We start from the raw sequence: 24,176 nt of genomic DNA, 5'->3' as shown, positions 1-24,176 counted from the left end.
GCAAGGGCGATTTTCATACTGGTTGGTACGGTTGATGTTCGTGAGTCGTCCCCTTTTTCCTCTTCGCGCCGGGTCCCTTCTGCTTCCAGCGATGTTGCTGTCAGCCTGCACCGCGACGCCCGATCTTGGACCAAAGCCCGAACTGCGTTCGGCGCAGAGCGTCGCCGCCAGCCAGAGCCTGGGCCGGGAATCCGCGTCCTCTTGGCCAGCGGATGGCTGGTGGAAAGTCTATGGCGATCCCCAGCTTGACCAGTTGATGGAGGAGGGGCTTCGCGCCTCGCCCGACATGGCGGCCGCTGGCGCGCGTTTCCGTCAGGCCGCCGCCGCTGCGCGGGAGGCCGGAGCGGCGCTGCTGCCCTCCGCCGATCTGGATGCGAGCGCGGCCGCCACGCGGCAAAGCTATAATATGGGGCTGCCCAAGGATTTCGTGCCTCAGGGCTGGCTCGGCACGGGCCGGATCGCGCTCGATCTGGCGTTCGACCTTGACTTGTGGGGCAAGAACCGCGCGGCGCTGGCCGCCGCCACTTCGCAAGCGGAGGCGGCGCGCATCGACGCGCGGCAGGCGCAGCTGGCGCTGACCACCACGCTCGCCGACGCCTATGCCGAACTGTCGCGCCTCTACGATCAGCGCGACATTCAGCAGCGCACGCTGGAAATCCGCTCCTCCAGCCAGAAGCTGGTATCCGACCGGCAGCGCAATGGCCTCGAAACGCGCGGCAGCGTGCGGCAGGCTGACGCGACCGTGGCGACCGCGCAGGCCGCGCTCGCCGCCATCGATCAGTCCATTGCCGTGCGGCGGCACCAGATCGCCGCCCTGATCGGCGCGGGCCCCGATCGCGGCCTGTCGATCGAGCGTCCCCGGCTGAACAGTCTGGCCGCCGCGGGACTGCCCGCAGATGTCACCACCAATCTGGTCGCCCGCCGCCCGGACATCGCCGCGGCGCTGGCAAGGGCGGAGGCAGCGGCCAAGCGCATCAAGGTGGCGCGCGCCGACTTCTATCCCGCCATTCGCCTGAGCGCACTCGCCGGTATCCAGTCGCTGGGCTATAATACTGATTCCAACTTCCTCAACCCGACCGAGACAGGCCCGCGCCCTTTCACCGACACGCTGTTCAGCAAGGATTCGCTGTTCGGCACCGTTGGCCCGGCGATCAGCCTGCCGATCTTCCATGGCGGCGCGATCCGGGCGCGCTATCGCGGCGCGCGCGGCGCTTATGACGAAGCGGTGGCCGTCTATGACAAGACCGTGCTGGGCGCTTATCAGGAAGTCGCCGACGCGGTCAGCGGCCGCCGCAATCTGGAACGCCGCCTGGCCGCCGCTCGCACCGCGCTCGCCGCTTCGGAGGAGGCCTATGGCATCGCGCAGAAGCGCTATCGCGGCGGCCTGTTCACCTTTCTCGACGTGCTGAACGTCGAAGACCAGATGCTGGCCGCGCGCCAGTCCGTCGCGGAGCTGGAGGCCAGCGCCTTCACTCTCGACATCGCTCTCATTCGCGCGCTAGGTGGCGGCTTCACGCCCCGCGACGCCTTGTCCAAGGATCTCCCCCATGGCTGACGCAACGCCAGAATTCACTTCGGACGCCGCTGTTGCCGAACGGACGGCGAAGATGGGGCAGCGCAAGAAATGGCTCATCCGCCTTGCGGTCGCGGTCGTCGCGATCGGCCTTGTCTACCTTATCTGGTATGAACTGGTCGGCCGTAATCATGTCAGCACCGACAACGCCTATGTGAACGCCGAAGTGGCGCAGGTCACGCCGCTCATTTCCGCCCAGGCGACGCAGGTGCTGGTGTCCGATACGCAGGCGGTGAAGCGCGGCGACATATTGGTCCGGCTTGATCCCACCAACGCCCGCATCGCCCTTGCGCAGGCGGAAGCCGACCTGGCCGATGCGCGCCGCCGTTTCCGGCAGACGGCGGCGACCAACACCTCCCTTGCCGCCCAGGTACAGGCGCGCGGCGCCGACATCGCGCAGGCGCGGGCGCAGCTGGCGACCGCGCAGGCGGACTTCGACAAGGCGCGCATCGATCTGCGCCGGCGGGAGGCTCTGGCGCCCGAAGGCGCGGTGTCGGGCGATGAAGTCACCAGCGCGCGAAAGGCTTTCGCCGCCGCCCAGGCGGGGCTGGAGCAGGCGCGCGCCGCCGTCGCCGTGGCCGAAGCCACGCGCGGCGCGGCGCAAGGGCAGCTGGCTGCGAACGATGCGCTGGTCCGGGGCTTGTCGGCGGAAACCGATCCCGCCGTGCTCGCTGCCAAGGCGAAGGTGGAAAATGCCCGGCTTGACCTTCAACGCACGGTCATCCGCGCGCCGATCGACGGCGTGGTCACGCGGCGGCAGGTCCAGGTCGGCCAGCGGGTCGCGCAGGGCACGCCGATCATGACCATCGTGCCGCTCCACCAGGTCTATGTCGACGCCAATTTCAAGGAACGGCAGCTGCGCCGCGTGCGGATCGGCATGCCAGCGGAGGTCATTTCCGACCTTTATGGCGGCGACGTGGTCTATCATGGCAAGGTCGTCGGCTTTTCCGGCGGCACTGGCTCGTCGATGGCGCTGATTCCGGCGCAAAACGCCACCGGCAACTGGATCAAGGTGGTTCAGCGCCTGCCGGTCCGCATCGCGCTCGACCCCAAGGAACTGGCTGCGCACCCCTTGCGCGTCGGGCTTTCGATGGAAGCCGAGATCGATCTGACCGGCGCATAAGGAAACGCCCGTGAGCAGCCTTGCCGACGGCATCTCGTCCCTGACCCCGCGTCAGCGCACGCTGGCGGCGCTCGTGCTGGCGCTCAGCAACTTCATGGTGGTGCTGGACCTGACCATCGCCAACGTGTCGGTGCCGCATATCGCGGGGAATCTGGGCATCACGCCCGATCAGGGCACCTGGATCATCACCTCCTACGCCGTCGCGGAAGCGATCTGCGTGCCGTTGACCGGCTGGCTTTCCCAACGATTCGGCACGGTCAGGGTCTTCACTTTCAGCATGGTGGGCTTCGGCATCTTCTCGCTGCTGTGCGGCCTGTCGATGAGCCTTGGCATGATCGTCGCCTGCCGCATTGGGCAGGGGATTTGCGGCGGCCCCATCATGCCCATGTCGCAGACGTTGCTCGTCCGCATCTTCCCGCCCGACCAGCGCGCCCGCGTGATGGGCCTTTGGGCGATGACGACGCTGATCGGGCCGGCGGCGGGGCCGATCATCGGCGGCTACATCAGCGACAATTGGAGCTGGCACTGGATCTTCTTCATCAACCTGCCGATCGCTGCCCTGTGCGTATTCGCGGCTATGGTCCTGCTGCGCCCGGCGGAGAACGAACCGCGTAAGCTGCCCATCGATTATGTCGGCCTTGGCCTGCTGATCTTCTGGATCGGCTGCCTCCAGGTCATGCTGGACCTTGGCCGGGATCGCGACTGGTTCGGCGATCCGCTCATCGTGACGCTGGCGGTGCTGGCGGCGATCGGCTTTTGCGTCTTCCTGATCTGGGAATTGACTGAAGAACATCCTGTCGTGGACCTGAAGGTCTTCCGCCATATCGGCTTCACGTCCGGCGTCGTGTCGCTGGCGCTGTGCTTTGGCGCCTATTTCGCGGGGATCGTGATCATCCCGCAATGGTTGCAGATGTCGATGGGCTATACCGCCACGTCGGCCGGATTCGTCACGGCCTTCACCGCCTCCACCGCCATACTGACCGCGCCCATCGCGGCCCGCGTCATGAACAAGGTCGATGCGCGCATCCTGGTGTCGGGCGCGATCGTGTGGCTTGGAATGGCGACCTTCTGGCGGGCGGGGTGGACCAGCACGGCGGATTTCTGGACGTTGGCCATGCCGCAGATCGTGCAGGGCTTCGCCATGCCCTTCTTCATGATCCCGCTCACCACATTGACGCTGGGGTCGGTCCTGCCGGAGGAAACGGCCTCCGCCGCCGGGATGCAGAGTTTCCTGCGCACCATCGCGGTCGCCATCACCACGTCCGTGGTGCTGACGGGCTGGAGCGATGGCCAGCGCACCTCGCGCAGCGAAATGGTCTCGGCCCTGCCGCCGGATGCTGCCGCGCCCCTCACCGGAAGCGGCTTTTCGCCTGAGCAGAGCCGTCAGATGCTGTCCGACCTCGTGGACCAGCAGGCGACTGTGATCTCCATGGACTATGTCTTCTTCGTGGCCTCGCTCTGCCTTTTCGCGGCAGCGGCGCTGATCTGGCTTGGCCCCCGGCCCACTGGCAAGGTGGACACGTCTTCCGCGCACTGACCGGTCCTGCCGTTTGACAGGCCGATTGACGCGGCGCAGCATCGCCGTCACTGAAAGGCCAAAAGGGCTGGGGCCATGCGAATCGTCATCATCGATGACAGCGGCCTGCGCGCGACGGTTCTGGAGGAGGGACTGCGCGAGGCAGGCTATGACGATATCCATATCGTCCCCCCGCGCGGCGGCTTCGTCGCGCGGCTCGAACGCATGGCGCCCGATGTCGTGCTGATGGACCTGGGCAGTCCCAGCCGCGACACGCTGGAGGAAATGCTCTCCGTCAGCCGCGCGCTCGCCCGGCCCATCGCCATGTTCGTCGATCAGTCGGACGAATCGATGATCGGGGCCGCCATCGACGCGGGCGTGTCCGCCTATGTGGTCGATGGCCTGCGCAAGGAACGGGTGAAGCCGGTTCTGGAACTGGCGGTTCGCCGCTTCAACGCCTTCGCCCGGCTCCAGACCGAACTGGACGAGGCGCGCACCGCCCTGTCCGACCGCAAGATCATCGACCGCGCCAAATCCATCTTGATGAGCCAGCGGGGCTTGTCCGAACCCGATGCCTATGCGCTGCTGCGGTCGAGCGCTATGAACCAGGGGAAGAAGATCGTGGACGTCGCCCAGGCATTGATCACCGCCAGCGACCTGTTGGGAGGGGGGCTATGACGATCATCGGGACGACGCCCCTGCGCATCGCCTATCTGCCGCTGACCGACTCCGCCGTGCTGGCCGTCGCGCGCGAAAAGGGCTTTGCCGAGGAAGAGGGCATTGCGCTCGACCTCGTCCGCACGGTCAGCTGGGCGACGCTGCGCGACCGGCTGATCTTCGGCCAGGTGCAGGCCGCGCATATGCTGGCCCCGCTCGCCATCGCCGTGACGCTGGGCTTGAGCCAGCAGCCAGCGCCGCTTTCCGCGCCCTACAAGCTCAACGTCAACGGCAATATGCTGGTCATGGCGAAGGAGTTCGCCCAGGCGCTGGACCCTGACGTCGCCGCGCGGCTCAACGATCCGCTGGGCACCGCGCATGACTTCGCCGCCGCCATCGGCCTGTGGAAGCGCAAGCCCGTCATTGGCATCGTCCATCGCTTTTCCAGCCATGCCGTCATGCTGCGTTACTGGCTGGCGAGCGCGGGGGTAGATCCCGACCGCGACGTGCTGCTGCGCGTGGTGCCGCCGTCGCTGACGGTGGAGGCGATGCGCGCGGGGGAGATTGACGGCTTCATCGCTGGCGAGCCCTGGGGTAGCGCGGCGGTCGACGCCGGTCTTGCCGAAGCGGTCGCGATCGGCGAGCGCATCTGGCGGCGTGGCGTTGAAAAGGTGCTGGCCTTCCGCACCCCCTGGCTTGAGGAAAATCCGCAGGCCGTGGACGCGCTGATCCGGGCGCTGGTCCGCTCCGCCGCATGGTGCGACGATCCCGCCAATCATGAAGCATTGGCCCACCTCCTGTCCCAGCCGCATTTCGTGGATCAGCCTGCGGACCTCATCCTGCGCGCGCTATCGGGCCGGATCACCGCGCGGGCGGACATGCCGCCGCTAGACATGCCCGACTTCATGCTCTTTTCCCGTGAAGCGACGCCCTTCCCGTGGCGCAGCCAGGCCCTCTGGCTTTATTCGCAACTGGTCCGCTGGAAAATGGTCGACCACACGCCCGAAAACGCGGCGAAGGCCGGATCGGTCTTTCGCCCTGACATCTTCCGCCGGGCGCTGGCCGAAAGCAATGTGCCCATCCCCGGCGCCAGCATGAAGGTGGAAGGCGCCGTTGCCCAGCCGCTGGCTGTGGGGTCGAAGCGGGGTGAACTGACGCTGGGGCCGGATCGCTTTTTCGACGGGCGGGTATTCGACCCCGAACGCATCGAAGACTTCCTCGCGAGCTTCTAGGCCCTGCATCTCTTTGATCGTCATCCTGAACTTGTTTCAGTATCCATTGTGGATGACGCCGCGGGAATGAGCGGAAAATTGTGCCTTGCAACATAACCCGAATCGTTAGATAAGACAAAGATCGCGCGACGAAGCGCGTTTCATGGACGAGCACGCCCAAGGATGGGGCCGCGCTCTCCCAGTACCAGAATTTGCAGCAAAGCCGCTGGCCGGACCCTGTCGATAGCAGGCGTCCGGGAGCGGCTTTTTTCATGTCCATTTCACAAGATCGAGGGACGTCATCATGGCAACTGCTTATTGGGATCGCCCGAAGGGTGAGGGGGAAAGCGGCCAGACCAGTTTCTGGAAGGCTGGCCACACGCCGACGCTGATCGCTGCTTTCCTCTATTTCGATCTGGCCTTCATGGTCTGGGTGCTGCTCGGGCCGCTCGCTCCGTCCATTTCCAAGACACTGGGCCTCACCCCTGCTGAAAAGGGGCTGATGGTCGCCGTTCCGACGCTGGCGGGCGCTCTGCTCCGCGTCGTAAACGGTCTGCTGGTCGACCGCATCGGCTGCAAGCAGGCAGGCGCGATCAGCCAGGTGATCGTCATAGCCGGCCTCTTCACCGCCTGGTTCATGGGTGTGAACAGCTTCGGCGGCACGCTGGCGCTGGGCGTGATCCTGGGCTTTGCGGGGGCCAGCTTCGCGATCGCCCTGCCGCTCGCCAGCCGCTGGTATCCGCCGGAGCATCAGGGCAAGGCCATGGGCCTCGCCGGAATGGGCAATTCGGGCACGGTGCTCGCCTCTCTCTTCGCCCCGGTGCTGGCCAAGCTGTTCGGCTGGAACGCGGTGCTGGGCCTTGCCTGCATCCCGCTTACCATCGTCTTCATCGCTTATATGCTGATGGCGAAGAACGCTCCCAACGCTCCCGCGCCCAAGAAGCTGGTCGACTATTTTCACCCGCTCAAGAGCGCTGACGCCTGGTGGCTGATGGGCTTTTATTCAGTGACCTTCGGCGGTTTTGTCGGCCTTGCTGCATCGCTGCCGATCTACTTCACTGACCAGTTCGGCCTGACGCCGATCGTCGCGGGCTACTGCACGGCAGGCTGCGTCTTCGCCGGATCGCTGGTCCGTCCGATGGGCGGCGCGCTGGCTGACAGGATCGGCGGCGTGAAGGCGCTGATGATGGTCTATATCGCCGCCGCGCTGGCTTTGGTGGGCGTCTCCTATGCGCCGACACTGGTGTCTGCCCTTGGCTTCTTCGTCGCGGCGATGCTGGCGCTGGGCGTCGGCAACGGATCGGTGTTCCAACTGGTGCCGCAACGTTTCCAGGAGGAAATCGGCGTCATGACCGGCCTCGTCGGCATGGCGGGCGGCATTGGCGGCTTCTATCTCGCCTCATCGCTCGGCATTGCCAAGCAGTTCACCGGCAGCTTCGCGCCCGGCTTCCTGATCTTCGCGGGGCTGGCCGTGGCGGCTTTCCTCGGCATCTCGCTGGTCCGCGCCCGCTGGCGCGCGACGTGGAGCAGCGGCGCCCGCATCTGAGGCAAGTTGACCGGAGAGGAGGCGGCGGCACTCGAAAGAGGGGCCGCCGCCCTTGTTTTGGTGTCCGGGAACTTCTTGCCTCCGTTCGCCCTGAGCTTGTCGAAGGGCTTCACTTCTCTTCAAGAAAGGAGAGGACCCTTCGATCAGGCGCTCAGGACAGGCTCTCAGCCCGAACGGCGGGGGTGTTCTTTAAAAAGTTTCTTCCGAATCGCCTTGACCCTGATCGCCGTTCATCTATGCTGCACTGCGAAGGACGAGGTTGTCCTCCACTCACATAGCTGAACTGGTCCATGGACGGACTGGCGACGCGTGAATGATGGCAAAGCCGCCATCCAGACCTTTGGGTTCAAAGCCCGAGCGTCTGGATGGCGGCTTTTTTTATTCTGGAGTCAAGGGATGGATTTTCAGAACAACGCCGGACCGGCAGCGGCCAATGAAGAGGAAATCTTCGTGCCCTCCGAAGATGTTCGCGAACATCTGGTGGTTGTGGGCAACGGCATGGCTGGTTGCCGCGCCGTCGAGGAACTGCTGGCGCGGGACGCCGGGCGCTATCGCGTCACCATCTTCGGCGCAGAACCCTATGTGAACTATAACCGCATCATGCTCTCGCCCGTTCTGGCGGGTGAAAAGAGCTTCGATGACATCGTCATCAACAATCGCGAATGGTATCTCGACAACAATATCGAGCTGATCGCAGGTGATCCGGTGACGGCGATCGACCGCGCGGCCAAGACCGTCACCAGTGAATCGGGCCGCACCGTCGGTTATGACAAGCTGCTGATCGCGACAGGCTCCGATCCGTTCATCATTCCCGTGCCCGGCAAGGACCTGCCCGGCGTCATCAGCTTCCGCGACATGAAGGATGTCGATACAATGCTGGAAGCCGCCGGGAAGGGCGGCAATGCGGTGGTGATCGGCGGCGGCCTGCTGGGCCTGGAAGCAGCGCACGGCCTCACGCTGCGCGGCATGAAGGTGACCGTCATCCACCTGATGGACACGCTGATGGAAAGGCAGCTTGATGAGGCGGCGGGCTGGCTGCTGAAATCCGCGCTGGAAGGCCGGGGCCAGACCATCCTGACGGGCGCGAATACCGAAGCCATTTATGGCGATGGCAAGGTGGAGGGCGTGCGCCTGAAGGATGGCCGCGAAATCCCGGCCAGCCTCGTCGTCATGGCGGTGGGCATCCGCCCTTCGACCGCGCTGGCCCGTGAAGCCGGGCTGGAGGTCAATCGTGGCATCAAGGTCGATGACCATATGGTCACCAGCGACCCTGACATTCTCGCGGTCGGCGAATGCGTCGAGCATGACGGGAATGTCTACGGCCTTGTCGCGCCGCTGTGGGATATGTGCCGCAGCCTTGCCGACGGCCTTACCGATCAGCACACGGGTTACAAGGGTTCGGTCACCTCGACCAAGCTCAAGGTCGCAGGTCTGGATGTCTTTTCAGCGGGTGACTTTTCGGGCGGGGATGGCTGCGAGGACATTGTCCTGCGCGACGCCTCGCGCGGCGTTTACAAGCGCGTCATCGTCAAGGACGACAGGATCATCGGCGCGGTGCTCTACGGCGATACGGCTGATGGCGGCTGGTATTTCGATCTTTTGAAGAAGGGCGAGGACGTCAGCGACATTCGCGACCTGCTGATCTTCGGCCAGGCCTTCGCCTCTGGAGGGGGCGCGCTGGACCCTAAGGCGGCCGTTGCGGCGCTCTCGGACGATGCCGAGATTTGCGGCTGCAACGGCGTCAGCAAGGGCCAGGTTGTTGCTTGCATCTCGGCGGGCAATTGCAGCCTCGATGCGGTGCGTGGGTCTTGCAAGGCTTCGGCAAGTTGCGGCCAGTGCACCGGTCTGGTCGAAAATCTGCTGGCGCTCACCCTTGGCGATGATGTGGCTTCGGGTCCGAAGACCATGTGCAAATGCACCAGCTTCACCCATGATGACGTCCGCCGCGAGATCGTGGCGCAGAATATGCGCTCGATCCCGGAAGTGATGCAGCTGCTGCATTGGTCGACCCCCGACGGCTGTTCCTCCTGCCGCCCTGCGCTGAACTATTATCTGCTCTGCGCGCTGCCGGGCGAATATCAGGACGACCAGCAGAGCCGCTTCGTCAACGAGCGCATGCACGCCAACATCCAGAAGGACGGCACCTATTCGGTCGTTCCGCGCATGTGGGGTGGCCTGACCAACCCGCGTGAACTGCGCGCCATCGCTGATGTGGTCGAGAAATATGATGCGCCGATGGTGAAGGTCACCGGCGGCCAGCGTCTCGACATCTTCGGCATCAAGAAGGAAGATTTGCCCGCCGTCTGGGCCGATCTGAATGCGGCCGGAATGGTGTCGGGCCATGCCTATGGCAAGTCGCTGCGCACGGTGAAGACCTGCGTGGGTAGCGAATGGTGCCGCTTCGGCACACAGGATTCGACCGGCCTCGGCGTCAAGATCGAGCGGATGACCTGGGGTTCCTGGATGCCCCACAAATTCAAGATCGCGGCGTCCGGCTGCCCCCGCAACTGCGCGGAGGCGACGATCAAGGACTTTGGCGTGGTCTGCGTGGATTCGGGCTATGAACTGCATGTCGGCGGCAATGGCGGTATCCATGTCCGCGCCACCGACCTGCTGTGCAAGGTCGCGACCGAGCAGGAGGCGCTGGATTATTGCGCCGCCTTCATTCAGCTCTACCGCGAGGAAGCCCGCTATCTGGAGCGCACCGCGCCGTGGATCGAGCGTGTCGGCGTCGAATATGTGAAGCAGCGCATTGTGGAAGACGAAGCAGGCCGTGAGGCCCTGCGCAGCCGCTTCCTCTATTCGCAAAGCTTTTCTCAAGACGACCCATGGGCGGAGCGTGCGGCGGGCCGACATGCCGAACTGCACCAGCATCTCGAACCCATCGCCATCGCTGCGGAGTGAACGACATGACGACATGGATCGACATCGGAACGCTGGCCGACATTCCCCAGCGCGGCGCCCGCACGGTGCAGATTGCTGGCGAAAAGGAAATCGCCGTGTTCCGCACTAGCGACGACAAGGTTTTCGCGCTGGTCAATGAATGCCCGCATAAGAAGGGGCCGCTGAGCCAGGGCATAGTCCATGGCCACAGCGTCGCCTGCCCGCTGCACAACTGGAACATCGCCCTGAAAACGGGCGAGGCGCAGGGCAATGATGAAGGCTGCACGCCGACCATCGCCGTGAAAGAGGAAGGCGGCCGCATCCTGATCGCCCGCCCCACGGCGCTCAAGGCGGCCGCTTGAGCTTCCGGTCCCCAGCCATAGCGGCGGGGATCTGGGTGGGGGCGGCCTGCTGGCCATCCCTTGCGGCATGCGCCTCCACCCAATTCTTGTTCCTCGGGAAGAAGAGGTAAGAGCATGACAGAGGCCATCCGCACCACCTGCGCCTATTGCGGCGTCGGTTGCGGCATCTCGGCCACCCCGGCCGGACCCCGGTCGGTCACGATCAAGGGCGATGAAGCGCACCCGGCCAATGGCGGACGTCTCTGCTCCAAGGGCACGCATCTGGGTGAGACGGTAGGCCTGACCGGGCGTCTGCTGCATCCCATGATCGGCAACAAGCGCGCCAGCTGGGACAAATCGCTGGACCTCGTCGCCAAGCGGTTCAAGGAAACCATCGACCGCTACGGACCCGACAGCGTCGCCTTTTATGTGTCCGGCCAGCTGCTGACCGAAGATTATTATGTCGCCAACAAGCTGATGAAGGGCTTCATCGGCACATCCAACATCGACACCAACAGCCGCCTCTGCATGTCGAGCGCGGTCGCCGGTCACAACCGCGCGTTCGGCGAGGATGTGGTGCCAGCGAACTATGGCGATCTGGAGGAAGCGGACCTGATCGTGCTGGTCGGCTCCAACACGGCCTGGTGCCACCCGATCGTTTACCAGCGTATTCAAGCTGCCCGTGCTGCTCGCGGCACCAAGCTGGTCGTCATCGATCCGCGCCGTACCGAAACCTGCGAAGGCGCCGACCTGCATCTGCCGGTGAAGCCCGGCACCGACGTGGCGTTGATGAATGGGTTGCTCGCCTGGTGTGATCAGGAAGGCATCACCGATCCCGCCTATATGGCCGATCATGTCAACGCCCCCGAAGGCTTCTGGGAGCATATCCGCACCGGCCATGACCTGTGGACCACGGCCAAGACATGCGACATCGCGCCCGCGCTGCTGGAACAGTTCTTCAAGCTGTTCGCCGCCACGCCGCGTACCGTCACCCTGTTCAGCCAGGGCATCAACCAGTCGATCCGCGGCACCGATCAGGTGAACGCGATCATCAATGTCCACCTCGCCACCGGCCGCATCGGCAAGCCGGGCGCGGCGCCTTTCTCGATCACCGGCCAGCCCAACGCCATGGGCGGCCGCGAGGTGGGCGGCCTCGCATCAACCCTTGCCAGCCACATGGACTTTGCGCCCGAAAATGTGGAGCGGGTAGGCCGCTTCTGGGCCGCGCCGAACATGGCGGCCAAGCCGGGCCTGAAAGCCGTCGATCTGTTCCGTGCCATCAATGAAGGCCGCATAAAGGCGCTTTGGGTGATGGCGACCAATCCCGCCGTTTCGCTGCCCGACGCCAACCGCGTGCGCGAGGCGCTGGAAGCGGTTCCCTTCCTCGTCGTGTCGGACATCATCGCGGACACCGACAGCAGCGTTCATACCGATGTTCGCCTGCCCGCCGCTGGCTGGGGGGAGAAGGACGGCACGGTCACCAATTCGGACCGCACGATCAGCCGCCAGCGCCCCTTCCTGGCGCTTCCCGGCGAGGCCAAGCCCGACTGGTGGATCATCAAGGAAGTGGCCAAGCGGATGGGCTGGGCCAACGCCTTCGCCTATGACCGGCCCGCCGACATCTGGCGCGAACATGCGCGCCTGACCGCCTATCAAAATGACGGTCAGCGCGTGCTCAACCTGCGCGGCCACGCCACCATCGGCAATGACGCCTATGAGGCGATGGAGCCGTTCCGCTGGGGTGGCGACAAGCCGTTTGCCGATGGCCATTTCTCGACGCCGGATGGCAAGGCGCGGCTGGTCCTGACGAAGCAGATGGAGTTGCAGGAGCCGCTCAAACAGTGGCCGATGACGCTCAACACCGGCCGTTATCGCGACCAGTGGCACACGATGACGCGCACCGGCCTCGCGCCCAAACTCGCCCGTCACCGTGAGGAGCCGCTGGTCGAAATCCATCCCGAAGATGCGCAGGACCTCGGCATTATCGATGGCGACCTTGCCCGCGTTCAGACCGCGCAGGGCAACAGCATCTTCCGCGTTGCTCATAGCGATGGTCAGCGCCGGGGCGAGATCTTCACGCCGATCCACTGGACCGATCAGGTCTCGACCGGCGGCCGCACCGGCCTGCTGCCCCGTCCGCTGGTCGATCCGCATTCGGGCCAGCCCGGCTTCAAACTGACCCCCGCCAGCATCGAGAGGGTCGTCACCGAATGGAAGGGCTTCCTGATCCTGCGCGGTGATCAGCCCGCGAAGCTCCCCTGCCTCTGGTCGACCCGCGTGACCGTTCCCGGCGGCGCGCTCTACGAAGTCGCGGGCAATGGCGATCCCATAAGGCTCGAAGCCAGCCTGCCCAAGGGCGACCGGGTCGAAGCCATCGACATGACGCGCGGCACCCGCCGTATCGCGATCATCAGCGAAGGCAAGCTCGCCGCCGTCCTCTTCGTCACCCGCACCGGCCTGCTCCCCTCGCGGGATTGGCTCATCAGCCAGCTTGCCGTCGAAGGGGTGGGGGCCTCCGTCCTCGCCGCCCGTGGGCCGGGCAACCAGCCTGACAAGGGGCCGACCATCTGCGTCTGCTTCGACATCGGCCTCAATCAGATCATGACCGCCATCCGCGAACAGAGCCTGGTCGATGTGCCCGCCATCGGCAAGGCGATCGGCGCTGGCACCAATTGCGGGTCCTGCCGCCCCGCGCTCGCCAACATCCTCGCCCAAATCCCGCAGGAGACGCTCCATGCAGCCGAATGAACTTATCGCCCCCGGTGAAGTCTGGCTGGTCGGCGCAGGCCCCGGCGACCCGGACCTGCTCACCCGGAAGGCCGAAAAGCTGATCGCTGCGGCGGAGATTGTCTTCTACGACGCGCTGGTCGGTCCCGGCGTTCTCGACCTCATCCCGCAAGGCGTGGAGCGGGTCAGCGTCGGCAAGCGCTCCGGCCGCCACAGCAAGGCGCAGGAGAGCATCAACGACCTGCTCCTCGCCGCCGCCAAGGCGGGCAAGCGCGTCGTCCGCCTCAAAGGCGGCGATCCCTCCATCTTCGGCCGCTCGGCGGAGGAGATGGAACATCTGGCGGCGGACGGCATCCGCTTCCGCATCTGCCCCGGCATCACCACCGCCAGCGCCGCTGCGGCGAGCGGTAGCGCTTCCCTCACCCTGCGCGGCAAGGCGCGCGGACTGACCCTCGTCACCGCGCATCTGAAGGCGGGCGAACCGCTCAAGCTCGACTGGGAAGCGCTCGCCCGTCCCGGCGGCACGCTCGGCATCTATATGGGCCGCGCCGCCGCCGGAGAGATCAGCCGCCAGCTGATCGCCGCCGGACGTGATCCCGAAACTCCCGTGATGGTGGCGGTCAACGTCTCGCTCCCCAATGAACGGCTGATCCGGGGCAAGCTGTCCGCGCTGGCATTCCTGGTGCAGACCATCAGTGACGAGGACCCGACCCTGCTTCTGATTGGCGAAGCGGTTGCGGGCACGGCCGTGCCTGCCGAAATAGCGGAGACCATTGCCCTTCCTGCTTGACCGCAACCTCACCTCAGCGCGAATGGGGAAGGGCTAATTTCGCCAGATCCTCCGGCCGATTGATGTTCGGCAGCAGGATATCTTCCCGCTCCACGATCCGCGCGCCGATCCGCTCCAGCCAGCCGAAGATCGAGCGGCTATTCTTCTCCGCCAGATGTGCATCCAGTTCGTCCGCCAGGGAAACAGGCCAGAACCCGGCCAGTTGCTGCCCCTTCAAAACCGCAGCGCTTTCGCCGACCAGCGCCTCCGCCAGCGCCGCCGGATAGACCGGCATGTCGCACCCGGTCGTCAGCACCGCGTCAAGTCCTTCGGCCCGCGCATGATGCAGCGCCGCGTTCAGCCCGCCCAGCGGCCCCATGTCCGGCACGGGCCGGTCCGCCAGCCCCGTCATCCCCTCGACCGTCCGGCCGCAGACGACCACCACCTCCACATGCGCCCCGATCGCAGCCGCCGCATGCTCCAGCAGAGTCCGCCCGTCCGGCAGCACCGCAGCCGCCTTGTCGCTCCCGAACCGGCTGGAACGCCCACCGGCCAGCACCGCGCCCAGCAATCGCATTCGTCCACTCCTTGGCAGAACCCGTCATTTCCCCTATGGCGCGCCGCGTGGGCGGGCAACCGCTCACATGAAAGAAGATCGCGCCGGAAAGGGAATGCGGTGCGGGCGAGCCTTCGCCCAATTCCGCGGCTGTCCCTGCAACTGTAAGCGGCGAGCGCGATGCACTTGGTAACTCACGCTTTCGAAAGGGGAGGGCGCGGGGAACCGGCCACTGGGCGCGAGTCCGGGAAGGCCCGTGCATCGCTGCCCTGACCCGCGAGCCAGGAGACCTGCCGGCGCATGGTCGCTCTTGCCTTGGGTCCAGGGACAGGCCCAGGCACGGTGTTTTTCCGTCTGAGCGACGAAGCGGCGGGGGCCGCATCGGTGCGCGGGGCGGGCTGGCGTCTCCTTGTCTCGCGCACCGGCCGCTCGCGCGGAAGCCCTGGCCCTCATGTCGCATGGCGCTCAGGGAAGACAATCATGTTGAAGACAAGCATTTCGCTCATCGCGTTCCTCGCCGCAACGCCTGCCGTCGCGGAGGAATCGGGGGAGATCGTCGTCACCGCGCTCGGCATTGAGCAGCCGACGGACGAGGTCGGACAAGCGGTCACCGTCATTGATGAAAAGACGATCGAGACCCGCCAGAATGTCAGCGTCGTCGATCTGCTGGCGACCACGCCGGGCATCCGCTTCAACCGGACGGGCAGCCTCGGCAATGTCACCAGCGTGTCGGTGCGCGGCGCGGAAACGACGCAGACGCTGGTGCTGATCGACGGGGTCAAGGTCAACGACCCCAGCGGCATCGGCGATCAATATGATTTCGGCAATCTGCTGGTCGGCAATATCCGCCGTATCGAGGTGCTGCGCGGCTCCAACTCCATCGCCTATGGCAGCCAGGCGATCGGCGGTGTTGTCAACGTCATGACCGGCGTGCCGGGTGAAGGCTTCGGCGGCAAGGCGTCGGTCGATTATGGCTATGCCGACACGCTGAACGCGAAGGCGGACGTATCGGGCACCAGCGGCATCGTTTCCGGCGGCGTTGGCGTCGCCTATTTCAGGACGGACGGTATTTCCGCCGTCTCGCCCGGCTTCGGCGGATCGGAAAAGGACGGTTATGAAAATGTCACCGGCAACGCCCGGTTGAAGATCGCCTTCACCGATGATGTCAGCCTGGACCTTCGCGGCTATTATATCCATGGCGATCTTGACTATGACAGCTTCTTCGGCGCGCCTGCCGACAGCCCGGACGTCGCCCGGTCGAACCAGTATATCGGCTATGCGGGCCTCAACTTCGCACTGCTCGACGGCACGCTGACCAACCGCGCGGCGGTGACCTGGTATCGGCAGGACCGCGATTATTATTTCCTGCGCGGCACTGATCCCGATTTCGGCTATTCCGGCAACAATCTCCGCTTCGAATATGAAGCCGTCTATCAGCCCGCCGACGAAGTGAAGCTGCTGCTCGGCTATGAGCATGAGCGGCCTGACTATGAATTTTTCGGCTTCGGATCGCGCGAAAGCCACAGGGCGAACATCGACAGCGTTTATGGCCTCGCCGTGGTGAAGCCGCTCTCTGGTCTGTCCGTGACTGCTGGCGTGCGCCGCGACGATCATAGCCAGTTCGGCGGGGCGACCACCTTCGGCGCCAACGCCAACTATTCGCCCAATGGCGGCGTCACCAATTTCCGCCTGAGCTATGGCGAAGGGTTCAAGGCGCCTTCGCTCTATCAGCTTTACGACACGTACAGCGGCAATCCCGCCCTGAAGCCGGAACGCTCCAAAAGCTATGACATCGGCTTCGACCAGAATCTGGGCAGCGACAAGGCCGTGCTGTCCGTCACCGGCTTCTGGCGCGACACGCAGGACCAGCTGAATTACGACAATGCGACGTCCACTTATGAAAATCTGGACCGCACCCGCGCCAAGGGCGTGGAAGCGGAACTGACGCTGCGGCCCGTGGAGGCGCTGACCTTCACCGCCGCCTACAGCTATGTCGATGCGCGGGACCGTTCGCCCGGCAGCGCGGCCCGTGGCCAGCGCCTGTTGCGCCGCGCCGCCAATGCCGTCAGCACGTCCGTGGACTATGTCTGGTCCTTCGGCCTGTCCACGGGGGCGACCGTGACCATGGTCGGCGACAGCATCGATCTCGATCCCGTCACCCGCAATCGGGTCCAGCTGGACGGCTATGCCGTCGCCGACCTGCGCGCTTCCTTCCCCCTCACGGAAAATCTCGAAATCTACGGCCGCATCGACAATCTGTTCGATCAGGAATATGCGACCGCCTATGGCTATGGCACTTACGGCCGCTCGGCCTATGGCGGCGTGCGTGTCCGCTTCTGATGAAGGGCTAGGGGGGCGGGCGTGACCGCTCGCCCCTCAACGCTCCGGCGCGGCGTTGATCTGCGCAATGATGCTGCGCGCGGCCTGTACATAGGCCGGGCCGCCGCAGACGGTCCACGCCTGCGGCACGCGGATGCGCGGGATGGATCGCAGGACCGGATGGTGCAGCATCTCCGTCCCCTGGTCGACGATCTTCTCGCTGCCTTCCTCCACGATCAGATAGTCGGGACGGGCAGCGATCATCTCCTCCAGCGACACCTGCGCCAGCGCGGGCTTGCCCAGCTTCGCGGCCAGATTTGTCAGTCCCGCCCGCTGGATCAGATCATCCACCAGCGTGCCGGTGCCCGTCATATAGCCGCGCCTCTGATAATAGGCCGCCACGCCGCCGCGCCGGGGACGGGGCAGGGCCGCAAGGTCGCGCTCCATGCGCGCGATCAGAGCCTGCCCGCGCGCCGGATGGCCGACCGCTGCCGCCACCTGACGGATCTGGCCGCGGATGGCCGCGAAACCGTCCGCGCTCGCCAGCCCCAGCTTGCGCCACCGCCCTTGTGGCGCACCCACCACGCCACCCGCGCCATCAGGAAAGCCCACCACCAGGTCCGGCCCGATCGCCAGCACTTCCTCGGCGGGGCGCTTGAGCACGCGGATCTGCCGCGCCTTGGCGACGGCGGCGGACAATTCCGGGTCGTGGCCATAAGGGCTCAAGGCCGCGATCTGCCCCGGATCGGCAAGCGCCAGCACATATTGATCGGCGCAGGTGTTGAGCGACACGATTCGCTTCGGCGGCGTTGGCGCAGCGGCTGTCAAGCTGAGCAGACACAATGCCGCGATGATCCTTCTGTGCATAAAGCCTGCCTTCAAAGCGCGCCGTGCTCCTGCGCACGCAGCAGCCCATTTGATGCGGTGGGACTGGACTCCTGCCTGCGCAGCAGCATGTCGTCTACTCACAGGCAGCGGGGAAGCAAGCCATGAGCATTCGCCGCCACCCGCTGCTGCTCCCCATCCTCATGGCGCTCACATTCGCCGCCGCCTTGGGCTCCATCACCCTGGGCGCGGTCCCGCTCTCGCCCGCCCGCATGGTCGCCGTGCTCACCGGCGGGGGTGACGAGGTCGCGCGCGCCATCCTCCTTGATCTGCGCCTGCCGCGCATGCTCCTTGGCCTCATCGTCGGCGGCATGCTCGGCCTCGCCGGAGCGGCGTTGCAGGGCTATCTTCGCAACCCGCTCGCCGAACCGTCAGTGCTGGGCGCGTCCAACGCCGCCGCGCTGGGGGCCGTCTGCGCCCTCTATTTCGGGTTGGCGCAGCTTCACCCGATCGTCCTTCCCATCCTCGCCATCATCACCAGCCTCATCGCCATCGCCGCGCTGTTCCTGCTCGCTGGCCCTTCTGAAAGCCCGCTGACGCTGATCCTGGCGGGGATTGCCGTGGCGACCCTGACGGGCGCGGGGATCAGCCTGTCGCTCAACCTGTCGCCCAATCCCTTCGCCGCGATGGAGATCATGAACTGGCTGATGGGCAGTCTTGAAAACCGCAGTTACGCCCATGTCTGGATCGCCTTCCCTTGCGTTCTCATCGGCGCCGCGCTGCTGATCGCCGACGGCCGCAGCCTTGATGCGTTGACACTGGGTGAGGAAGGCGCGCAGGCGCTGGGCGTCGACCTTGGCAAGGCGCGGTTGCGCATGATGCTGGGCGTCGCGATCGGCGTAGGCGGCGCCGTCGCGGTGTCGGGCGCGATCGGCTTCGTCGGCCTGATCGTACCCCATCTGGTCCGCCCGCTGACGGATCGCTCTCCTTCCGCCGTCCTGCTGCCATCGCTGCTGGGCGGCGCGGCGCTGCTCACCTTTGCCGACATCGGCGTGCGCCTTATCCCGACCAGCAGCGAACTCAAGCTGGGAGTCCTGACCGCCTTGCTGGGCGTCCCCGTCTTCCTCGTCCATCTGATGCGGGAGCGGCGGCTATGGTGACCCTTCGTGCCCAGGACCTTTCCGTGCGCCTCGGCCGTCATGCCGCCGTGACGAGCGTCTCCACGATGCTGGAACCGGGGCAGCTTGCCGGTATTATCGGTCCCAACGGCGCGGGCAAGTCGACCCTGATCCGCGCGCTGCTGGGCCTCGTCCGTCCCGAAAGGGGCGTCGTGTCGATCGACGGCATTCCCATCGCCAGCCTCAGCCGGAAGGACGTGGCGCGCCGCGCCGCCTATCTGCCTCAGGGTCAGACGCTCCATTGGCCGCTGCTGGTCGAACGGCTGGTGGCGCTGGGCCGCATGCCGCATCTGGGCCCGCTCTCCCGTCTCTCCCCGCAGGATGAAGCGCTGGTCGACGCAGCGCTGGCCCGCGCCGACGTTATTCACCTGAAAGGGCGGATCGCGACCGAATTGTCAGGCGGTGAACGCGCCCGCGTCCTGTTGGCGCGCGCCTTGGCGGTCGGCGCGCCAGCCCTGATCGCCGACGAACCGCTCGCGGCGCTCGACCCCGGCCATCAGATCGACGTCATGGACCTGCTGCGCGCCGAATCGCGCGCCGGGTCGCTGGTGGTCACCGTCCTCCACGACCTCAGCATGGCCGCGCGCTATTGCGATCGCCTGCTGTTGATGGACAGCGGCAGGCTGGTGGCTGACGGTCCTCCCATGCAGGTCCTGACTGAACAGAACCTCGCGCGGGTCTATGGCATCGCCGTCCGTATCGAAGCGGATGGCGATTGGCCGGTGATCGTTCCTCTGGGGCGCGTCTAGCCGCCTTACTCCGCGAAAGCCCGCGGCGCTGCCGCCACCACCGTATAGGTGCCCGCACCCACCTCCGACACTTCCAGCGCCCGTTCGGCAACCCCGCTGCGCCCGAAGCGGAACGCTCCGTCGATCCCGGAAAAGCCCCCCGAATCGCGCAGCCGCGAAGCAGGGAAGGTCGTTCCCGGCTTCCAGTCGCGCGCGATTCGCACGGTCAGCAGCACGGCGTCATAGCCCAGCGCCGACAGGCGGAAGGGCGCGCTGCCATAGCGGGCGCGGTATTTGCTCGCCAACTGGCCATAGAGCCCGTCCGAAACGCTCGCGAACCACGCGCCGCGCAGCGCCGGGCTGGAGGCGATGCTGCGGTCGGTATTCCACAATTCCGTCCCCAGCAGGCGCGCCGTCGCGCCGCCATTCTTCCGCACGATGGGCGCAAGTTGCAGCGCCACTCGCCCGCTGTCCGCGATCAGCAGCGCGTCATAGCTGGACGACCCCTGCAATTTCTTGACCGCCGCCGTCATCGAAGCGGGCGACCGGTCGAAGGTCTGCATCGACACGACCGTGCCGCCTTCCTGCTCGACCGCGCGCAGCAGCGACGTGCCCGACCGCTCGCCATAGACGCCCTTGGGCACCAGCGCCGCGAATTTCGACAGCCCCTTGCCCCTGGCGAACTCGACTACGCGCTCGATCGACTGGCCCGGATTATAGCCCATGATGTAGACGCCGTTCCCGGCGATGCTCACATCGTTGGAAAAGCTGATCACCGGCACATTGGCCTTGGCCGCGATCGGCCCCACGATCCGCGCGTCCTCCGCCAGTAGCGGGCCCAGGATCAGCCGGTTGCCTTCCGCCAGCGCCCGGTTCGCCGCCGCCGCCGCGCCCATGCTGGTGTCATAGGTGGTGATGCGCACCTTGTCCGCCTTGGTGTCCAGCAGCGCCAGCGTCGTCGCATTGGCGATCGACTGGCCCACGCCCGCATTTGGGCCGCTCATCGGCACCAGCAGCGCGACGCGGTGGCGCTGCGTATCGGTGGGCAGACCCTGCGTCACGTCCGGGGCAGTGGGCACGGGCTCGGTGGGGCGCACCGGACCTGGCCCGCGCGGGACGATCGACTGACAGGCGGCCACCAGCAGCGCGCTGGCGGCGAACAAAATACGCGCACCGCGCTTCATTGCCGCGAACATGGCCGCTTGCCGGAGGGTATCCGTCTCTGTCATCTGGCGTCCTTATGGAAACTACAACGTCTGGTCTGGAACCGGGGCTTTACATCGTTGCGGGGCCGATCGGCAACCTCGGAGACCTTAGCCCCCGCGCGGCCGATGTCCTGCGCCGCGCCGATGTGATCGCCGTGGAAGATACACGGGTGAGCGCACGGCTTCTGCGCCATGCCGGATCGGATCGTCCCATGATCCCTTATCACGATCACAGCGCCGAAGGGGTGCGGCAGCGCCTGATCGAGAGGATGGCCAGCGAATCGGTCGCGCTCCTTTCCGACGCGGGAACGCCGCTCATTTCCGATCCTGGCTACAAGCTTGTCCGCGATGCGCGCGCGGCCGGGCGGAACATCACCACGCTTCCCGGCCCCAGCGCCGCCATCGCCGCGCTGACGCTCTCTGGCCTGCCCACCGACCGCTTCCTCTTCGTGGGCTTCCTGCCCGCCAAGCAGAAGGCCCGCGCCGGCGCCCTTGCCGAAGTCGCCGCCCTGCGCGCCACGCTGATCTTCTACGAAAGCGGCCCGCGCCTGTCTGAAAGCCTGGCCGCCATGGCCGAAGCGCTGGGCGACCGTGACGCCGCCGTCAGCCGCGAGATCAGCAAGGCGTTCGAGGAGACCCGCACCGGCACACTCACCGAACTTTCCGCGCTTTACGCCGACGCCCCGCCCAGGGGCGAAATCGTCGTCATCGCCGGTCCGCCCGGCGACGCGCCGCCGCCAAGCGCCGAAGATGCGGATGCTGCCTTGCTCGAAGCGATGGCGCGCCTGCCCGTGTCCAAGGCCGCCGGTGAGGTCGCCAAAAAGCTCGGCCTCGACCGCCGCGCCCTCTATGCCCGCGCCATGGAATTGAAAGGGTGAAGCGTCAGCAGGCCGAAAAGCGCGGCCGTCAGGCGGAGCGCATTGCCGGATGGTGGCTGCGCCTCAAGGGCTGGCGCATAGTCGGCCGCCGCCTGCGCACGCCAGCGGGGGAGGTGGACCTTGTCGCACGGCGCGGCGCGATACTCGCCTTTGTAGAGGTAAAGGCCCGCGCCACCGCCGCCGATCTTGACCTCGCCATCGACGAGCGCCGCCTCTCCCGCGTCGCTTCGGCGGCGGAAATCCTCTTCCATCAGCTTGCCGAACCGGGCGATGACATGCGGATCGACGTGATCCTCCTTGCGCCGGGCCGCCCGCCGCGCCATCTGGCGAATGTCTGGCATGGGGGCTGACCTCTGCCCAAGGCTCCACCTCCCGTTCGCTTCGAGCGAAGTCGAGAAGCAGATAGCGCAACACGCGTTTCTCGACTGCGCTCGAAACGAACGGAGCTTGTAAGAAGGCTTTTTGGATGACCCAACTCAACCCTCTCACCGTCGCCGTGCAGATGGACCCGATGGAAGGGATCAACATCAAGGGCGATTCCACCTTCCACATCATGCTGGCGGCGCGGGCGAGGGGGCATCGCCTCTACCATTATCTCGCGCCGGACCTCACCTATCGCGACGGCCGCGTGCTGGCGAAGGCGCATCCGGTGAAGGTGCAGAAGGTGGAGGGCGACCATTATGCCTTCGGGGAGCCGGAACTGCTCGACCTTGGCCGCGATGTGGACGTGGTCCTCATGCGGCAGGACCCGCCCTTTGACCTCAGCTACATCACCGCCACCCATCTGCTGGAGCGGGTGCAGCCCGAAACGCTGGTGGTGAACGACCCCGCCTCCGTCCGCAACGCGCCCGAAAAGCTGTTCGTGCTCGACTATGCCCGTTTCATGCCGCCGACCATGATCACCCGCGATCTGGCGGAGGTCAGGAGCTTCCTTGCCGAACATGGCGAGATCGTCGTCAAGCCGCTCTACGGCAATGCGGGCAACGCCGTCTTTCATGTCGGGCAATCCGGCGCGAACCTGTCGGCGCTGGTGGAACTGTTCAACGCCTCATGGGTCGAACCCTTCATGGTTCAGGCCTTCATCCCCGGTGTCGCGCAGGGCGACAAGCGCATCGTGCTGGTGGATGGGGAGGTTGCGGGCGCGATCAACCGCATTCCCGGCGCTGGCGAAATCCGCTCCAACCTCGCAGTCGGCGGATCGGCCGCGCGGACGGAACTCACCGACCGCGAACTGGAAATCTGTGCCGCCATGGGCCCGGAACTCAAGCGGCGCGGCCTGCTGTTCGTCGGCATCGACGTGATCGGCGGCGAATGGCTGACCGAAATCAACGTGACCTCGCCCACTGGCATCGTATCGATCGACGCGTTCAACGGCACCGATACCGGCGGCATGATCTGGGACGCCATAGACGCCCGCCTGGCCGCACGGGTGGCCGCCTGACTGGAACGGCGCAGCATGCTCCGGCGAAGGCAGGAGCGCAGGGCAGCGCCGGGCGGCGTGAAGGATGACCCAATGGGTCCTGCACCTCATCGACGCGGGTGGTTATTGGGGCATCTTCGTCCTGATGATCCTGGAAAATGTCTTTCCTCCGATCCCGTCCGAACTGATCATGGGGATAGGCGGCATCCGGGTTGGCCAGGGCCGCATGGCGATGGAATGGCTGCTGGTCGCCGGGACCGCCGGAACCACCGTGGGCAATTATTTCTGGTATCTGGTCGGCCACATATTGGGCTTTCACCGGCTCAAGCCCCTGGTAGACCGCTATGGCCGCTGGGCCACGCTGGAATGGAGGGACGTCGAACGGCTGGACCATATTTTCGGCAAATATGGCCAGATCGTCGTCTTCGTCTTCCGCTTCCTGCCCGCCTTCCGCACCATGATCTCGCTCCCGGCCGGGCTGTTCCGCATGGGCCACACTCGCTTCCTCGCCTGGACGGCGGGCGGCGCGCTGATCTGGAACATCATCCTTGCCTATGCGGGCTATGTGCTGGGCCAGAATTTCCGCGATATCGACAAATATGTCGGTCCCGTCGCCACCGCCTGCGTGGTGGGGGCTATCGCGCTATATCTGTGGCGCCTTGCGACATGGAAACCGAGGGGGTGAGCCAAACGCTCTCCCGCCTTTGTTATCTATGGCATC

The 24,176-nt window shown here is 65.7% G+C and carries 20 protein-coding genes and 1 riboswitch; of the genes, 17 read left to right on the top strand and 3 right to left on the bottom strand.

Going from position 1 to position 24,176, the window contains the following annotated elements; translation table 11 throughout:
- The first annotated feature begins 34 nt into the window (after nt 1-34).
- The 10 genes from ET21_RS0113555 to cobA all read left to right on the top strand — a co-directional run bounded on the left by ET21_RS0113555 (nt 35) and on the right by cobA (nt 14,367).
- Nucleotides 35-1,555, top strand: coding sequence for an efflux transporter outer membrane subunit (locus ET21_RS0113555; RefSeq protein WP_030540125.1), 1,521 nt, complete (start codon nt 35-37; stop codon nt 1,553-1,555).
- Nucleotides 1,548-2,696, top strand: a complete 1,149-nt coding sequence (locus ET21_RS0113550; RefSeq protein ID WP_030540124.1) for an EmrA/EmrK family multidrug efflux transporter periplasmic adaptor subunit — start codon at nt 1,548-1,550, stop codon at nt 2,694-2,696. The genes ET21_RS0113555 and ET21_RS0113550 overlap by 8 nt, the downstream gene beginning before the upstream one ends.
- Nucleotides 2,697-2,706: 10 nt before the next feature.
- Nucleotides 2,707-4,233, top strand: coding sequence for a DHA2 family efflux MFS transporter permease subunit (locus ET21_RS0113545; RefSeq protein WP_021237381.1), 1,527 nt, complete (start codon nt 2,707-2,709; stop codon nt 4,231-4,233).
- A gap of 75 nt (nt 4,234-4,308) precedes the next feature.
- On the top strand, nt 4,309-4,890 hold the full coding sequence (locus ET21_RS0113540; RefSeq protein ID WP_030540123.1) for an ANTAR domain-containing response regulator: 582 nt from the start codon (nt 4,309-4,311) through the stop codon (nt 4,888-4,890).
- Nucleotides 4,887-6,101: a CmpA/NrtA family ABC transporter substrate-binding protein gene (locus ET21_RS0113535; protein WP_030540122.1), complete on the top strand. Its 1,215-nt coding sequence runs from the start codon at nt 4,887-4,889 to the stop codon at nt 6,099-6,101. The genes ET21_RS0113540 and ET21_RS0113535 overlap by 4 nt, the downstream gene beginning before the upstream one ends.
- Before the next feature lie 283 nt (nt 6,102-6,384).
- On the top strand, nt 6,385-7,626 hold the full coding sequence (locus ET21_RS0113530; RefSeq protein ID WP_030540121.1) for a NarK/NasA family nitrate transporter: 1,242 nt from the start codon (nt 6,385-6,387) through the stop codon (nt 7,624-7,626).
- A gap of 396 nt (nt 7,627-8,022) precedes the next feature.
- Complete coding sequence (nirB, locus tag ET21_RS0113525; RefSeq protein WP_030540120.1) at nt 8,023-10,530, top strand: nitrite reductase large subunit NirB; 2,508 nt, start codon at nt 8,023-8,025, stop codon at nt 10,528-10,530.
- A gap of 5 nt (nt 10,531-10,535) precedes the next feature.
- A complete protein-coding gene (nirD, locus tag ET21_RS0113520) occupies nt 10,536-10,871 on the top strand; it encodes a nitrite reductase small subunit NirD (protein ID WP_030540119.1) in 336 nt (111 codons plus the stop codon).
- Nucleotides 10,872-10,985: 114 nt separating this feature from the next.
- Complete coding sequence (locus ET21_RS0113515) at nt 10,986-13,598, top strand: nitrate reductase (protein ID WP_030540118.1); 2,613 nt, start codon at nt 10,986-10,988, stop codon at nt 13,596-13,598.
- Nucleotides 13,585-14,367: a uroporphyrinogen-III C-methyltransferase gene (gene cobA, locus ET21_RS0113510; protein WP_021237373.1), complete on the top strand. Its 783-nt coding sequence runs from the start codon at nt 13,585-13,587 to the stop codon at nt 14,365-14,367. Before ET21_RS0113515 ends, cobA begins: the two co-directional genes overlap by 14 nt.
- 13 nt (nt 14,368-14,380) lie before the next feature.
- Here cobA and ET21_RS0113505 read toward each other — a convergent pair whose 3' ends face one another.
- Complete coding sequence (locus tag ET21_RS0113505; RefSeq protein ID WP_030540117.1) at nt 14,381-14,923, bottom strand: molybdenum cofactor guanylyltransferase; 543 nt, start codon at nt 14,921-14,923, stop codon at nt 14,381-14,383.
- Nucleotides 14,924-14,990: 67 nt separating this feature from the next.
- Nucleotides 14,991-15,215, top strand: a riboswitch (cobalamin riboswitch).
- A 167-nt stretch (nt 15,216-15,382) separates the two neighbouring features.
- Here ET21_RS0113505 and ET21_RS0113500 point away from each other — a divergent pair.
- Nucleotides 15,383-17,242 (top strand): TonB-dependent siderophore receptor, encoded by a 1,860-nt coding sequence (locus ET21_RS0113500; protein ID WP_030540116.1) that lies wholly within the window; start codon nt 15,383-15,385, stop codon nt 17,240-17,242.
- Between the two features lie 36 nt (nt 17,243-17,278).
- Here ET21_RS0113500 and ET21_RS0113495 read toward each other — a convergent pair whose 3' ends face one another.
- A complete protein-coding gene (locus tag ET21_RS0113495; RefSeq protein ID WP_030540115.1) occupies nt 17,279-18,088 on the bottom strand; it encodes an ABC transporter substrate-binding protein in 810 nt (269 codons plus the stop codon).
- A 122-nt stretch (nt 18,089-18,210) separates the two neighbouring features.
- Between ET21_RS0113495 and ET21_RS0113490 the strand changes: the two genes are divergently transcribed.
- Together ET21_RS0113490 and ET21_RS0113485 are read left to right on the top strand one after the other, a co-directional pair.
- Nucleotides 18,211-19,206 (top strand): iron ABC transporter permease, encoded by a 996-nt coding sequence (locus ET21_RS0113490; RefSeq protein WP_030540114.1) that lies wholly within the window; start codon nt 18,211-18,213, stop codon nt 19,204-19,206.
- On the top strand, nt 19,200-19,973 hold the full coding sequence (locus tag ET21_RS0113485) for an ABC transporter ATP-binding protein (protein WP_030540113.1): 774 nt from the start codon (nt 19,200-19,202) through the stop codon (nt 19,971-19,973). Before ET21_RS0113490 ends, ET21_RS0113485 begins: the two co-directional genes overlap by 7 nt.
- A 5-nt stretch (nt 19,974-19,978) precedes the next feature.
- Here the strand turns inward: ET21_RS0113485 and ET21_RS0113480 are convergent, their stop codons facing one another.
- Complete coding sequence (locus tag ET21_RS0113480; RefSeq protein WP_156029182.1) at nt 19,979-21,136, bottom strand: penicillin-binding protein activator; 1,158 nt, start codon at nt 21,134-21,136, stop codon at nt 19,979-19,981.
- Nucleotides 21,137-21,192: 56 nt separating this feature from the next.
- On the opposite strand from ET21_RS0113480, the gene rsmI reads away from it, so the two are divergent.
- From rsmI to ET21_RS0113460, 4 genes are all read left to right on the top strand, one after another.
- A complete protein-coding gene (rsmI, locus tag ET21_RS0113475) occupies nt 21,193-22,035 on the top strand; it encodes a 16S rRNA (cytidine(1402)-2'-O)-methyltransferase (protein ID WP_030540111.1) in 843 nt (280 codons plus the stop codon).
- A complete protein-coding gene (locus ET21_RS0113470) occupies nt 22,032-22,385 on the top strand; it encodes a YraN family protein (protein WP_030540110.1) in 354 nt (117 codons plus the stop codon). Before rsmI ends, ET21_RS0113470 begins: the two co-directional genes overlap by 4 nt.
- Before the next feature lie 116 nt (nt 22,386-22,501).
- Nucleotides 22,502-23,476 carry a glutathione synthase gene (gene gshB, locus ET21_RS0113465; RefSeq protein WP_021237364.1) on the top strand — a complete coding sequence of 325 codons (975 nt, stop codon included), beginning with the start codon at nt 22,502-22,504 and terminating at the stop codon, nt 23,474-23,476.
- Nucleotides 23,477-23,540: 64 nt separating this feature from the next.
- A complete protein-coding gene (locus ET21_RS0113460; RefSeq protein WP_030540109.1) occupies nt 23,541-24,140 on the top strand; it encodes a DedA family protein in 600 nt (199 codons plus the stop codon).
- The last annotated feature ends 36 nt before the right edge of the window (nt 24,141-24,176 follow it).

The sequence above is a fragment of the Sphingobium sp. DC-2 genome, assembly GCF_000722555.1.
Taxonomy (GTDB): domain Bacteria; phylum Pseudomonadota; class Alphaproteobacteria; order Sphingomonadales; family Sphingomonadaceae; genus Sphingobium; species Sphingobium quisquiliarum.
This window is presented reverse-complemented; position numbering and strand designations above follow the sequence as displayed.

Excerpts from the sequence above, each read along its gene's own strand:
- gshB (WP_021237364.1), top strand. The coding sequence starts at position 22,502 with ATGACCCAACTCAACCCTCTCACCGTCGCCGTGCAGATGGACCCGATG.
- ET21_RS0113480 (WP_156029182.1), bottom strand. The coding sequence starts at position 21,136 with ATGAAGCGCGGTGCGCGTATTTTGTTCGCCGCCAGCGCGCTGCTGGTG.
- ET21_RS0113485 (WP_030540113.1), top strand. The coding sequence starts at position 19,200 with ATGGTGACCCTTCGTGCCCAGGACCTTTCCGTGCGCCTCGGCCGTCAT.
- ET21_RS0113495 (WP_030540115.1), bottom strand. The coding sequence starts at position 18,088 with ATGCACAGAAGGATCATCGCGGCATTGTGTCTGCTCAGCTTGACAGCC.
- cobA (WP_021237373.1), top strand. The coding sequence starts at position 13,585 with ATGCAGCCGAATGAACTTATCGCCCCCGGTGAAGTCTGGCTGGTCGGC.
- ET21_RS0113530 (WP_030540121.1), top strand. The coding sequence starts at position 6,385 with ATGGCAACTGCTTATTGGGATCGCCCGAAGGGTGAGGGGGAAAGCGGC.
- nirD (WP_030540119.1), top strand. The coding sequence starts at position 10,536 with ATGACGACATGGATCGACATCGGAACGCTGGCCGACATTCCCCAGCGC.
- ET21_RS0113490 (WP_030540114.1), top strand. The coding sequence starts at position 18,211 with ATGAGCATTCGCCGCCACCCGCTGCTGCTCCCCATCCTCATGGCGCTC.
- ET21_RS0113555 (WP_030540125.1), top strand. The coding sequence starts at position 35 with ATGTTCGTGAGTCGTCCCCTTTTTCCTCTTCGCGCCGGGTCCCTTCTG.
- ET21_RS0113505 (WP_030540117.1), bottom strand. The coding sequence starts at position 14,923 with ATGCGATTGCTGGGCGCGGTGCTGGCCGGTGGGCGTTCCAGCCGGTTC.
- ET21_RS0113515 (WP_030540118.1), top strand. The coding sequence starts at position 10,986 with ATGACAGAGGCCATCCGCACCACCTGCGCCTATTGCGGCGTCGGTTGC.
- ET21_RS0113500 (WP_030540116.1), top strand. The coding sequence starts at position 15,383 with ATGTTGAAGACAAGCATTTCGCTCATCGCGTTCCTCGCCGCAACGCCT.
- ET21_RS0113535 (WP_030540122.1), top strand. The coding sequence starts at position 4,887 with ATGACGATCATCGGGACGACGCCCCTGCGCATCGCCTATCTGCCGCTG.
- ET21_RS0113550 (WP_030540124.1), top strand. The coding sequence starts at position 1,548 with ATGGCTGACGCAACGCCAGAATTCACTTCGGACGCCGCTGTTGCCGAA.
- nirB (WP_030540120.1), top strand. The coding sequence starts at position 8,023 with ATGGATTTTCAGAACAACGCCGGACCGGCAGCGGCCAATGAAGAGGAA.
- ET21_RS0113460 (WP_030540109.1), top strand. The coding sequence starts at position 23,541 with ATGACCCAATGGGTCCTGCACCTCATCGACGCGGGTGGTTATTGGGGC.
- rsmI (WP_030540111.1), top strand. The coding sequence starts at position 21,193 with ATGGAAACTACAACGTCTGGTCTGGAACCGGGGCTTTACATCGTTGCG.
- ET21_RS0113540 (WP_030540123.1), top strand. The coding sequence starts at position 4,309 with ATGCGAATCGTCATCATCGATGACAGCGGCCTGCGCGCGACGGTTCTG.